The sequence below is a fragment of the Staphylococcus sp. 231237_7MaSpsaltlick genome (assembly GCF_043107035.1).
Genome location: NZ_JBICNX010000005.1, coordinates 108,374 through 122,228, shown reverse-complemented (window position 1 = coordinate 122,228; position 13,855 = coordinate 108,374). Strand labels below are relative to the sequence as shown.

The window sequence follows — 13,855 nt, the reverse complement described above, 5'->3', positions numbered from 1 at the left end:
AAAATGGCGTAACCTTTAATTCAGTTAATAATCTCACATTACTCTCTATTTTAACAATAAATTGAGGCTAAGACATTAATAAATGTCTTAGCCTCTCAATTAATATTGGCAGTTTAAGTGCCACTTTAAAGAACCACTTTTTAAAGTTACACTATTCAACCGTTAAAATGTTAATTCGCTACCACACAATTCGTTAAAATATTACAAAGTAAATATTATTCTCCCATATCTATACGATATAGTTTGATATCTTTATCACTTGGAGATGCAGAACTAAATTGATAAGATAGTTCGTCATCTTGTACATAGCCAAAGTTACCAGTCACATCATTATAATGCTCACGTGTAACAGCATTTTTACTTACCTGTGACTTAACATCTTTATATGTTGGGCCATTAGTATCATTGTAACTCATGGAAACACGAATGATTTTTCCTTTGTTTTTCTTACCGTCTGCCGTCACAACAAGCACACCGTTGTCTTTTTTAAATTCATAATAATGTTCATTACCATCTGGACTATATGAATAAATTGGGGCATTATTTTCACTCAATACGCTTTGTATAGAAGCACCTATTTTAGCACCTTCTAGCGTTGTATCTCCCTGTTGAAGTGATTTAACACTTTGGATAGAGTTACCTGACGCTGCTTCAACACTACCTGTACTAAATCCAGAAATCGCTAAACCTGAAATTAGGGCTGCTGCAAATAATTTTTTCATAAGCACTCTCTCCTTCTGTCTATATAAGTTATCTTGTGCTTATCTATATTGTACTATAAATGTTACTAAAATAACAGTAGTATTACAAAAAGATTACAAAAAGATGTTCCGTTGTAATCAAAGTAATAATAATCTTCCAATATTCTAACTTATATTATTAATTATTAGATAAATCGAATCATATCATTTCTGTGATTCTTCACCGACAAAGCTTCACATATTTTTTATTCAATAGCGTACTATCTAAATTATAAACTTCAATTTTTATCTTCAAACAAAAAACAAACCAAATGCTAAAATTAGCTTTTGGTTTGTCTACATTATTGCATTTTAATACAACATTGTTGGCTCATTTTCTTTAATAAATTTAGATACAACATCTACAAATTTTTCTTTTTCTTCTACAAATGGATATAATCCGGAAGCTGTAAAAACTTCAAATTTCACTTCGCCAATATAGTCTCCTACTTCTTTCGCTTCAACTACTGTAGTTCTCGCTCCATGTTGGCCCGCAACAATTAAAGTCGGTGAAACAACTCCACTTAAATAACGCATAATATTATTATCGTTAAATGAAGCTTTTACTGCATATAATTCTGCTTTTGTTGCAATGCTATTTGTGTCATCTACTTGTTTTAAGAATTTTTTAGCTTTGCGCTTAGAATAGTATAAATGCTTATCTAAGAATTTTTGTTGTGATTCTTTATCCCAATTTCTAATTTGATCAGCATACTTACGATACAAGCGTTCCTCTGGTGACATATCACTCAATAAAGTCGGGTTGATTAACGTTAAAGAACTTGTCATATCTGGATATAAAGACGCAAATGATACTGCAACAGAAGCACCTAATTCATGACCAATAAATGCACACTGAGTTACATATAAGTAATCTAACAATGCTTTAATATCCTCTGCATATGTTTCAAAATTAATTTCATTTGGTTTATCTGAATAACCATGGCCACGTAAGTCTACTAACACCACTTGATTATTCTTGTTAAATTTTTCTTCAATATCATTAAAAACAGTTAAATTATCTAAAGCAGTGTGTATCATCACTATGACATTGCCTTCTCCACTTGTTCTATAATTTAAGGCTACACCATCTCTTGTTGTAAATAGGTTCATAATTATCTCCCTTTCTTTGTAATAGGTAATATAGATAACAGTTCTTCAGTTGTATTGATTGTAAAGTCTACTTCTTCTGGTAAAGGCTCTAAATCAACTGTTTCTTCTTCTTTAAACCAGACACTAATCATTCCCATGGCTCTTGCTGGTGCTACGTCATTTAGTGGATCATCACCTACATACATTGTTTCTTCAGGTTTTGTACCTAATTGATTTAACATATCTTCGAAAATTTTCGGGTGCGGTTTGCGATAACCAACAGTTTCTGAAGTAGATAAGTAATTTATAGCATCTTCTACACCTAATGCATGCATTCGATATTGCTTAATTTTAGATTTGCCATTAGCTATAACACCCGTTAAATAGCCACTATTTGTTAATTTTTCTAACGTATATAATGTGTCGTAATATGGAAAGACATAACGATAAAAATGCATCTCAAAGTCATGAAATAAATCTTTCCAAGTTAACCGATCAACATGAAAATCTTTAATAATCGCCTTATACAGTTCTGGTTTATCGTGATCTTCGTCATCGTCTAGCTCAATAAATTTTCTTTTAAAATCTTCAAGTTGAATGCGCACCAAGTAATCATGGAATCGTTCATATTGCTCTTCAATAAATTTTTCACGTGATTTTTTTCGATCTAAAAGTGTTCCTTCTAAATCGAACACGACCGCTTTAACTTGTGTTAAGTCCATCATCATAACCTCTTTATAAACATTTTTTCAAACAAGCAAATTTTGCTTTATTTTTTTAAACATCACTATCTAATCATAAACACGGGATTGTGTCATCATAATATAAAATAATACTGGAATACCAAGTAACGCTAAAATAATACTAGCTGGTATTTGGAAAGGATCCAGCAATGTACTCCCCAACCAATCTGAGAGCACCATGATTGTACCACCTATCATCATGTTCAGCACCATTTGTTGACTTAAATTATAATGTACACTATTTCTTCTTACAAGTTGAGGAATAACCATCCCAATAAATCCTATAACCCCCACATACGCCACAATCACTGCAGTCATAATAGAAGCAATTAATAATGTCATATAAGTTATACTTTTCACATTTAGTCCTAATGATTGCGCACGTAAATCTCCAAGTTGCAATAATTTTATTTTGGAAATCATACCAAATAGCATTATCACACTAATAACGGTTACGGCGCCACTATAAATTACTTCATTGTATTCTGCAGATGAAAATCCACCAAACATATAATTTACAATATTCTTCATTTTACTTTGATTAAATATAATCAAAACATATAAAAACGCATTAAATAGTGCGCCTATCATAATTCCAGCTAATATTAATGTTCTAATTGGATAGCCTTTTGACATGGCTGTAGTTAGAGTGATTACTAGGATAAGTGTAATTATACTAAATACTACCGAAAACATTGGCAACCATATAAAGGAAACACCTAAGACAACAGCTAACCCTGACCCAAATGTTGCACCACTCGCGAGACCTAAAGTAAAGCTATCTGCTAAAGGATTATTTAACAGTGTTTGAAACATATGTCCTGCTAGCGTTAAGCTTATTCCTGCGAGTAATGCTTGCAACATTCTAGGCATTCTTACTTGATATAAAATTGTTTGGGACAATGCATCACTTACATGTCCAATCCCCCACATTAAACTTAACAAGATGCTTGCTATAAGTAGTATTGACCATATTATGATTGCTTTATAATATCTCATTTCTTTCCACGCCACGCTTTCACTGACATTCTCAATAATTATAATACCACTGGTAATTAACACTATATTTAATCCTGTGATTTTCTGTTAAATTAGAAAAAGAAAGCGGAATATAAATCTAAACTTTTGATTAGATTTATATTCCGTCCCTTACAATTTACGATCAACTAAAATGTTAAACATTCTAGCGAAGAAGTATGTAATACTCAACACATCTCACGCTAGGTGTTAAGTTTAATATTTCTTATGATAGTTACTTTCTAAACAACGGATATCTATTATACTTATTGTTTATAAATAGCATCTCTTAAAGCTTTCAATCCGTCATCGATTCTTGGTCCTGGACGTGAAATTTGATCTCCATTAATCGCTTCAATATTATTGTTTTTCACCGCATTAATTTCATTAAAACCGCCACGTTGATCTATAATTTTCTCATATTCTGATTTTGAAATCCCCATCGTAGAAATCAAAATATCAGGATTTTTCTTAATAATATCTTCTTTACTAATTTTTTGCCATCCTGTTAAATTAGAAAAACTGTTATCTACTTTTAATTGAGTTAACATATCGTCAAAAAAAGTTTCTTTACCTGCAGTATAAATTTCTGGCTCAGATGATACCTCCATAAATACTTTTTGGGCTTTAGCATTTTTAGGAATAGAATCTTTAACTTCTTTAATATTTGCTTTTGTTTCTTTTACAAGTTCCTTAGCTTTTTTATTCTTACCTGTGACTTCCCCTATTTGACGAAATGTCTTATACATTTCATCAATGGATTGGGCATCTTTGACATATACAACTTTCACGCCACTTTCTTTGAGTGAATTGAGTATTTTACCACTCGTAGACTTTTGGGATTCATGCGCTAAAATCAAATCTGGTTCAGCCTTCAACAAGGCCTCTTTATTTAACTTCATTGCATCAAACTGTTTTTTATCTTTTACCTCTTTTGGATAATCATCTACAGTTGAAACTCCAACCACCCTGTCGCCTAACCCTAATTCATATAAAATTTCAGTATTACTCGGTATCAAAGATACAATTCGTTTATAATCATGATTTTCTGACTGCTCTTTCTGTTGTGATTGATTAGAATTTGTTCCACATGCTACTAAAAGTATGGCAATAACAATAAAAAGACTTACTATTTTAAATTGCTTTTTCATTTCTTAAACTCCTATTATTATTTTTCTTTTATCATACCAAATTTCTAGTTATTTTTATTTATTTTTTTAAAGCATTTTGTTTCAAATTAAGGCGCATATTTACAATACTACAACTGTAGAAAGATCTCTCACAGTTTCTAGTAATTCTAATAAATTTTATAATCTTACTTAATTATAATCGAAATAATTTGAACGAACCATAACTGCCATATACAAATTCTTTCAAATTAAAGTCATCGTACAAAATATTTTTCAAGAAAATCAACTTTGTGTGGCCCACTACCATTAAAATATTCTTTACCGAAATTATCTAACAATGCATGAAATTCATTTGCATCTTGATTCGTAAAGCTATCTGGCAAATCGATATGTTTTTTAAGCTTTTCGTAACTCATAGTGTGATCATAACCCAATTTATAATATATTCTTCGCGTATAACTATCAGGTATAAATTCAATACCATCAAATATATAGACAATCAAAACGTCAGCAGTCTCACTACCGATGCCTTTTATACTTAACAATGACTTTCGAAGATTTTCTTGAAAATGTTCATTAATGACTTCATAATCAAAATCAAATTGCTCTAACCAACTCAATAAAGCATGAATTGTTTGTGCTTTACTCTTATAGAACCCACTAGACCTTATAATTTTTTGCAACACTTCTATTTCTAAATTCAGTATTTTTTGTGGTTCTAATGAAGTATTTAATTTGAGAGATTCAATTGCATAAGCTGCGTTTCTCCAATTTGTATTTTGAACTAAAATTGCCCCTAACATTATTTCAATCTTAGTGTCGGCCGGCCACCAACCTTGTGGACCCATGTGCTTATATAATACTTGATATAACATTTTGGTATCTAATCCCACTTGAACATCCCCTAATTCTTTGAGTTTCTTGCTACTTTTAACATAATAAAAATAGCTAGCACGATTTATTAATTGTTTTTAGTAAGCTAATATCAGCCTACTCAAAAACAACAATTTTCATACTAGCTCTCCTTTATTTACACACTACATTGATTTTGGTGCAGTTACACCGACTAAATCAAGTGCATTGTGCAATGTAATTCTCACTGCATCTACTAACGCAATATGTGCTTTTGTCTTATCTTCATCGTCTGTAAGTACTTTTTCAGCATTGTAAAACTTATGGAAATGTGAAGCCAAATCTTGAATATAATTTGTAATTCTATGTGGAGCTCTATTCGTAGCAGCGCTTTGTATCGTCGTCTCAAATTCAGCAATTTTTTTCAACAAGTCAATTGCTTTATCATTTGTGATAAGTGAATAATCTGCGTCTTTAGAAGGTGTAATACCTCTTTCAGCTGCTTGTTTCAATATTGAACAAATACGCGCGTGTGCATATTGCGCATAATAAACAGGGTTATCTTGTGATTCTTGTTTAGCAAGTTCCATATCAAAATCAAAGTGTGTATCAGGACTACGCATTGTTAAGAAATAACGCGCAGCATCTACACCTACTTCATCCATTATTTCACGTAAAGTGATGGCATTACCTGTACGTTTACTCATTTTAACTTCTTGTCCATCTTGCATTAAACGCACCATTTGCATAATTTGTATCTCAAGACGTTCACTATCAACACCAAAGGTTTCAAGAGAAGCTTTTAAACGGTTGATATAACCATGATGGTCAGCACCAAATAAATTGATTAAAGTATTATTGCCACGCTCAATTTTATCAAAGTGATATGCAATATCTGGTAAGAAATAAGTATAATTACCGTCATTTTTGATTAATACTCTGTCCTTATCATCTTTAAAATCAGTAGTACGTAACCATGTCGCACCATCTTTTTCGTAAGTATAACCAAGTTCAGTCATCTTATTAAGTACTTCTGTGATTTCGCCTTTTTCATATAAAGTTGTTTCACTGAACCAACTATCAAAATGAGTATTAAAATCAGCTAAATCTGTTCTTAATTTTTCCATTTCGTAATCGACGCCTAATTTTCTAAATGTTTTAATACGTGTTTCTTCATCTAGATCTTTTAATTCTGGTTGTTTTTCAGCTAAGTCTTTACCAATATTAATAATATCTTTTCCGTGATACCCGCCCTCAGGCATTTCAAATGAGTAATCACCAAGTGCTTCAAAATAACGTACTTCAATAGAACGAGCTAAATTTGTAATTTGGTTACCAGCATCGTTAATATAATATTCTCTAGTTACGTTATAACCCGCTGCAGTTAAAATGTTTGCTAATGTATCCCCAACAGCTGCATTACGCGCATGACCGATATGTAAATCTCCAGTTGGGTTTGCTGACACGTATTCTAATAATATATTTTCACCATTTTTTTCTTCTGTACTTCCAAAATCAGAACCTTTATCTATAGCTTCTGAAATAATAGCTGTTAGATAAGCGTTATCTAAATAGAAATTAATAAAACCTGGCCCAGCAATTTGCACTTTTTCAACATTTGCTGCAGTTGTATCTAAATTGTCTACGATTGCTTGTGCAATTTCACGTGGATTACGTTTCGCAATTTTCGTTAAAACCATTGCAATGTTCGTTGAATAATCACCGTTTGCAGTATCTTTAGGGATTTCAACTTTAATTTCTGGAATTTCACTTGCGTCTGCGAGTTGCGCTTGTTGTATACTATGATTGATTTCTTCAATCAACGTTTGTTTCACTTGATCAATTATATTCATTTACGGCGTCTCCTTATAAATAATTTCATATTGGTAAGAACCCATTTTTTCTTCATCTTGAATTAAATCATAATGCACTTTCAACTTACCGCCATCTTCTAATACAAAATGTAAAATAGAGTGTGTTCGTACAGTTAACGGAATGCGACCACCACTTATTTCATATAAAGTAATTGTATCTTCACCTTCAACAAAATGAAGATTCATGTTGATATCACCTTTACGAATAATTTTCACACCAGATTCTTCGATTTTAACAGTCACATTTACAGTCATTTCATTAACTTCTTCTTGATAACGTATAAATTCAGCTTTTCGTTTTTGCCAAGTGCCTTGTGTGTTCACATTGAATTTTTCTTTATTGTCAAATTGTTTAACAATTTGTTTAGTTTGGATATTAACATTGTTTTCCAATGTACGTTTCACCCTAATCTTTTAAAATAATACACACTATTATAGCATACTTAATATGCGCATTACAGTTGAGAAAACGATTTTTATCATAGAAGCACTTTCTCTAAACAACGTATATCTATACAAAATAAAGAAATTATATAAACAAACTCTTGCATTACATACATATGAAATAAATCATATTCCCTAGATATGATAAAAGTTAGTTCACTATGAAGCCACAGCGTATCAATATCAAAACTGAGGATGGAACGTAAATCCCAGAAAAATAGCACTCAGATGATTTAATTCAATACTTCGTATTATTGGCTCGTTTTCTTAGAGGGCAGCTTCAGCCTGTAATCTTCAGCTTGTCCAGTTCCCTCAAGAGTCTCGCCAAAACACCTCACATTCATATGTAATTTTACATTAAAATATTTTAAAAAATAAGGCCCTTACGTATAATTTAATAAACACGACTAAACTAAATTAACGAGCTAACTATAATCAAAACAATAATGAAAAAGACAATTTCTATTTTATTTCAATAGAAATCGCCTTTTTTCACTAATATAAGAACATTATGTCCCAGATTCGACAGCAAAACCTTAACAAAAGGCTCAACTGTCTCCTCATACCATCAATTATTTATTTCCTAAGGTTTCATGTAATAGTGCTTCGGAATTATGCCACATCTCTGCATTGTGTGATTTAAGGAATTCTCTTAATACAGCTTTATTTTCTTCACCAATATGGTCTATTTCGATTTGATGTTTCATTGATTTATCCATCATATTAACGTGTTCAGGCATACTCTTATACCCTCTACGTATACTTTTGTTCACCAATAAATAACAAGCTGTAACACCAGCATAATATGGGCCATTTTCTCCTCTTTCGGTTGTAACCCAACATAACCAGTATGGTTTCGCTTCGTCACCTTCTACTACTTCTTTCTCTTTAATCCATTTAACGCCTTTTTCAACACTTGAACGTGCATGCATGCCACCAATATCTATGAAAGCTTCCTTGTTTTGAACATCTAAAAAAACAGGTGCTACGTTGTCTAAGCTAATTGAACCTATATTTGTACCTTTATGCCCGTCTAGTGGATCATTCTTGATAATATTGAACTTAAATCCTTTATTTTCAGCCATTATCGTACACCTCCCACATTTACATTTAATTTGTAATAGCTCTTGAGTTTAATCATTTATTATTTATTAAATATTGAGTTTAACAATGATGTTTTATTGTGTTAAGTATAAATACAAATGTAAATCATCTTTAATCTAACTACATGTATAAAGTCTGATTACAGACACCGATGTCTAGTAAATTACTAAATTGTTAGCTCTTAAACCCACATTTGATTATTTAATTCACGCCTTAACTCATATTCTACAACCCTACTTCAAATTAATTCAACTCATCTAAAATGCTATTGATAGCATTCTTTATTTCGTCATCTTCTATTTGAGAAATCAATTCCTTAGGATAATATAATTTGTAATCTTCTCTATTAATACCAGTAATACTGTGAATAACCAACGATTGGCTGCTTATTTCACGAGTTTTACCATTTCTTTTTAGAAGATGTATCGGTTTTCTATCAGACCCCGGTCTGTCATAATCATATGGTAAATCTGAGAAAGATTCACTTACGAAATAATAGTTTGGATCAATGCCTGCTTGAATAAATAAATCCGTTAATTCTGTAATCGTTATAATAGAACCATCAAATGGCATATATTTAAATAAATCACGATTAATGAAACGGCGAGATAAGTCACTCAATATCGGATCATCTTCTTTAACCCAAGCTTTTAAGTAATATAATACAACAGCTTCATCTAAATCAACGTATTGTTCGATTGTCATAGATTCTTCAAAGAAAGGTATGAAATCAGTCGGATACATTTTGAATGTGTAACCTTCGTTATACAATTGTTTCGCTCGTTTTAAACAGTTATTTAGTAATACTTCGCCACCTCTACTTACCGGATGAAAGTATATTTGCCAATACATTTGATAACGGCTCATGATAAAGTTTTCAACTGCGTGCATACCACTCTCTTTAATAAGCACCTCATCTTTAGAAGGTCTCATCAGTCTTAATATACGCTCCATGTCAAATTGGCCATAAGATACGCCTGTAAAATAAGCATCACGTTGTAAATAATCCATTCTATCTGCATCAATCTGAGAAGATATCATTGAGATTACTAATTTATTATCATGTGTTTTGTTAATTACATCTGCTACTTGTTGTGGAAAGTCTTCTGACACACGCTTTAAAACTTCGTTAACTTCAGTTGGTCCAGTGATTATCGCTTGTGTAAAAGCTTCATGATCTGTATTAAATATTTTTTCAAAACTATGTGAAAAAGGCCCATGTCCTAAATCGTGTAATAAAGCTGCACATAAGGCTAAAGGTCTATCGTTATTATCCCAAGCCTCACGTCCATTAAATGAATCATCGATTATTCTACGCACGATTTCATATACACCAAGTGAGTGACCAAATCTACTATGTTCAGCTGTGTGGAATGAGAGATATAATGTTCCTAATTGCTTAATTCTTCTCAAACGTTGGAACTCTTTTGTTTTAATCAAATCCCAAACTACTTGATCTCTGACATGAATGTACCTATGAATGGGGTCTTTAAACACTTTTTCTTCTGGTAATTTTTGTGTAGCATAAGTTGTAAAGGTCAATGTCATTCTCCTATTCATATCTATACTGCTCAGGTTACTTTAATGTTTTACGCATTAAAGCTAAATCCATTGCCTCTCCATACATTACATGTGTGTAAGAACGGAGTTTTTCAAAATCTTTTTGCTCATAAAATGACACTGCTTCATCATTTTTATTATCGACTTCTAAAAAGATTTCATCATATTTTCCTTCAAAATAATTCAACCCTTCAGTTAACAATTTCGAACCATAACCGTGATGTTGCCAAGATGGTCTCACATAATGTGCAGATAAAAATAATTCCGTACCATATATGAACGTCGCAAAACCAATAATCTCATTGTCTTCTTCTACAACTAGGAATAATTGATCTTCTAATCGTTTAAGTAAGTGTTGACCATTATATGAAGCAGCCAATAGCTCGTTGACCGTTTTAGCTGCGTAAATATTCAAATAAGTGTTATACCAAGCTTTCGTTGCTACATCTCTGATGCCCACAACATCTTCGGGTGTTGCTCTTCTAATTTCTTGCATGTCGCTCTCCCCCTATTTAGATAGGTAATAATAGCTACATTATAACATAATATTTGTATTCAAAATACTTTATCTCGTTTGATACAAATAGCTGGTTATAAGCGCATTTTATTTAGGTCATCTTAGTAATCTATTGCTTATATGATTAAAAAGTCCGAGACACATACTCATGTCTCGGGCTTAAACTATTTGTTATATATTTACTTTTGTTGTAAAGTTTGTTGCCATTCTTGGGCGCGTTTTAGTGCGTAAACATCTTTTTCTATATCTCCAGGTCTTTCTGCTGTACCTATAATATAGCCTGATAAGCTCGCGCCTATAAATTCCAAACTATATTTAACTTGGGTAATACAAGGTTTAGCTTTGACTTTAGGGCAATCTCCTCCCACAATAATCAACCTAAAATCCTTTTTCGCCATTTCCGCTTTAAAGTCTTTATATCTTGGATCCATCAACGTTTCAGACCAATGATCAATGAACGCTTTCATTGATGCTGATAAGCTATACCAATATATTGGTGAAGCAATAATAACCGTATCACTTGCTAACACTTTATCTATAATTGTTTTGTAATCATCTTCGTATGATTCTATAGTGGTATTATCGTGTCTTACATCTCTCACAGGATTTAATTGATGTTCTGTTAAGTCTATCCATTCATAGTCATACCCATCTATGGCCATCTTAGTTAAATGCGCAGTATTTCCATCTGGTCGACTGCCCCCAAATAACACTGTAATCATAATAATCTCCTTCTACTACTAATTTAAAAATACATCATGTAAAAATCATAAATATACAATTCCATAAATTTTCTAAACTTAATTAATAATCCTACACTAAAAAGTCTAGTTTATAAACAGTTTAATGAAAATAGATTGAAAAATTAAATTATTTGCTCAAAATTAGATCTTTTTATTTATATTATGGATGTATATTTTTAGAAGTAAAGTTATAAATATAAATATAATAAGACAAACTAAATTCTAGCTTGTCTTATTATATTTATTATTTTACAGGAAATAATTCTTCTATTTTATTAATTTCATCTTCAGTTAATTTCACATCTAACGTTGTTAAATTATCAACTACTTGATTTGGACGTTTTGCACCAGGTATAACAACATCTAATGATGGTCTAGTTAAATAGAACGCCAATACAATATGTGCTACATCGACTCTATGATTATCAGCAATACCACGTAATTGATCCACTTTGGCTAAGTTCTCTTTATATCTTTCGCCTTGAAACTCAGGGTTTTTTGCACGTAAATCATCAAAAGTTGTGTTTTCATTATATTTTCCAGCTAATAAACCAGAAACTAATGGGAAATATGGAATAAAGGTAATATTATTTTTACTTGTGTAATCAAAAATATGCTCATTTTCGCGGTTTAATAAGTTATATTCCATTTGCACAACATCTACATAGCCATCTTTATTAGCCTCTTTGAGTTGATCTAAATTAAAATTAGACACGCCTATCGCTTTAATTTTACCTTCGTCTTTAAGTTCTTTTAAAGCAGCGACCGCTTCATTTTTTGGCGTGTTATCATCTGGGAAATGTATATAATAAACATCTATATAATCTAATTGTAGGCGTTTTAGGCTTTGTTCAACTTGCTCCTTTAAAAATGCAGGGTCATTCGACATTTTCACATTCTCTTCATCATCAAAATAATGCGCGCCCTTAGTAGCAATGGCATATTCTTCGCGAGTGAATTCTTTTATAGTTTCTCCTATCAATTCTTCAGAACGCTTTGGCCCATAGATAAATGCTGTATCAATTAAAGTTATGCCATTTCTAATTGCAGTACGTACTGTTTCCATACCTTGTTCCTCATCCAAATCGTTATATAAATTGTGACCACCTACAGCATTAGCACCAAATGCTATTGGATTCACTTTAACATCTGATTTTCCAATTTGTACTTTTTTAGTCAATATCATCCGACTCCTTCGTAAAAATTTAAAATCCACTTTATCATTATTTCTGTTACTTAGATTTGTAATTAGTTACTATTTCAAATAATGAGTATATTGATTCACATTGTTCTTTTACCCATTTTCAACAATTTTAATAATGAGAAATATGAGAATTTTATATATTTTAAATTTAGCACGGTTTCGTTGGGAAACTAAATAAATTTGCTTATTAAACAACTTAATTAGATATGTAATTAATACTTAAAAGTCTCAAATAATAATTATATTCTAAACTATTTTTAGATACATCTATAAAAAACACCCTAAAAGCCAGAATCTTAATTCTAACTTTTAGGGTAATCCTTTTTTCATTATTTTCTAATAAGTTAAATCCGTTTTATGTAATTACTTTATAAACTCATGTAATTTATTGCGTACTTTTACGTTTCGCTAATTTCTCTTTAAGTTTTCTATCTTGCTCTTCTTTACGACGTTTACGTTCTTCATTTCGTTTTCTCAAACGTTCTTCTTCTTCAGGATCTCTTGGTTTTTGTAACTGTTTTACCACTTTTTCCATGAGCTCATCTTCTGAGAGTGCCGCTAATGGACGATTATTAACAAAAGCAAACGTTTTACGTCGGCCTGGGCCACAATATGACTGACAGCCGATTTCAATTTCAGCGTCAGGGTCTAATTTAGTCAACTTTTTTTCTAAAGTTTTGCAATTTACAGCTTGGCAATCATCACAAATCAAAAATTTATTTTGCAACTTTACCCTCACCTTCCTTATCATTGACTTTCCCATATTTCATATAATCTATAATATCATTACTTTTATTTAAGATTACATATATCTCAAGCTACATTCTATTTTATG

13 protein-coding genes and 1 pseudogene are annotated in these 13,855 nt (G+C 31.5%); all 14 read right to left on the bottom strand.

Features of this window, described 5'->3' with window-relative positions:
- Nucleotides 1–215 precede the first annotated feature (215 nt).
- Nucleotides 216–722, bottom strand: a complete 507-nt coding sequence (locus ACF91D_RS11205; protein ID WP_039068851.1) for an SA0570 family protein — start codon at nucleotides 720–722, stop codon at nucleotides 216–218.
- A gap of 330 nt (nucleotides 723–1,052) precedes the next feature.
- Complete coding sequence (locus tag ACF91D_RS11200; RefSeq protein ID WP_039068853.1) at nucleotides 1,053–1,853, bottom strand: alpha/beta fold hydrolase; 801 nt, start codon at nucleotides 1,851–1,853, stop codon at nucleotides 1,053–1,055.
- Nucleotides 1,810–2,554: pseudogene (locus tag ACF91D_RS11195) on the bottom strand (HAD family hydrolase). The gene ACF91D_RS11200 and the pseudogene ACF91D_RS11195 overlap by 44 nt, the downstream one beginning before the upstream one ends.
- Nucleotides 2,555–2,623: 69 nt before the next feature.
- Nucleotides 2,624–3,574, bottom strand: a complete 951-nt coding sequence (locus ACF91D_RS11190) for a FecCD family ABC transporter permease (protein ID WP_039068949.1) — start codon at nucleotides 3,572–3,574, stop codon at nucleotides 2,624–2,626.
- A gap of 284 nt (nucleotides 3,575–3,858) precedes the next feature.
- Nucleotides 3,859–4,743, bottom strand: a complete 885-nt coding sequence (locus tag ACF91D_RS11185; RefSeq protein ID WP_039068856.1) for an ABC transporter substrate-binding protein — start codon at nucleotides 4,741–4,743, stop codon at nucleotides 3,859–3,861.
- A 233-nt stretch (nucleotides 4,744–4,976) separates the two neighbouring features.
- Nucleotides 4,977–5,597 carry an endonuclease III domain-containing protein gene (locus ACF91D_RS11180; RefSeq protein ID WP_101050516.1) on the bottom strand — a complete coding sequence of 207 codons (621 nt, stop codon included), beginning with the start codon at nucleotides 5,595–5,597 and terminating at the stop codon, nucleotides 4,977–4,979.
- A 162-nt stretch (nucleotides 5,598–5,759) separates the two neighbouring features.
- Complete coding sequence (gene argS / locus ACF91D_RS11175; protein ID WP_327620799.1) at nucleotides 5,760–7,427, bottom strand: arginine--tRNA ligase; 1,668 nt, start codon at nucleotides 7,425–7,427, stop codon at nucleotides 5,760–5,762.
- Nucleotides 7,428–7,841, bottom strand: a complete 414-nt coding sequence (locus tag ACF91D_RS11170; protein WP_069792764.1) for a YwiB family protein — start codon at nucleotides 7,839–7,841, stop codon at nucleotides 7,428–7,430. It lies immediately after the preceding gene.
- A 623-nt stretch (nucleotides 7,842–8,464) separates the two neighbouring features.
- Nucleotides 8,465–8,977 carry a YwhD family protein gene (locus ACF91D_RS11165; RefSeq protein ID WP_101050450.1) on the bottom strand — a complete coding sequence of 171 codons (513 nt, stop codon included), beginning with the start codon at nucleotides 8,975–8,977 and terminating at the stop codon, nucleotides 8,465–8,467.
- A gap of 262 nt (nucleotides 8,978–9,239) precedes the next feature.
- The gene (locus ACF91D_RS11160) at nucleotides 9,240–10,544 is read right to left on the bottom strand and encodes an HD domain-containing protein (protein ID WP_172643896.1); all 1,305 of its coding nucleotides are present in this window, start codon (nucleotides 10,542–10,544) and stop codon (nucleotides 9,240–9,242) included.
- 28 nt (nucleotides 10,545–10,572) lie between these two features.
- Nucleotides 10,573–11,052 (bottom strand): GNAT family N-acetyltransferase, encoded by a 480-nt coding sequence (locus ACF91D_RS11155; RefSeq protein WP_039068864.1) that lies wholly within the window; start codon nucleotides 11,050–11,052, stop codon nucleotides 10,573–10,575.
- Between the two features lie 200 nt (nucleotides 11,053–11,252).
- Nucleotides 11,253–11,795, bottom strand: a complete 543-nt coding sequence (locus ACF91D_RS11150) for a flavodoxin family protein (protein ID WP_107550059.1) — start codon at nucleotides 11,793–11,795, stop codon at nucleotides 11,253–11,255.
- Nucleotides 11,796–12,060: 265 nt separating this feature from the next.
- The gene (locus ACF91D_RS11145) at nucleotides 12,061–12,996 is read right to left on the bottom strand and encodes an aldo/keto reductase (RefSeq protein WP_039068866.1); all 936 of its coding nucleotides are present in this window, start codon (nucleotides 12,994–12,996) and stop codon (nucleotides 12,061–12,063) included.
- Between the two features lie 409 nt (nucleotides 12,997–13,405).
- Complete coding sequence (locus ACF91D_RS11140) at nucleotides 13,406–13,747, bottom strand: YuzB family protein (RefSeq protein WP_029377819.1); 342 nt, start codon at nucleotides 13,745–13,747, stop codon at nucleotides 13,406–13,408.
- Nucleotides 13,748–13,855: the final 108 nt, after the last annotated feature.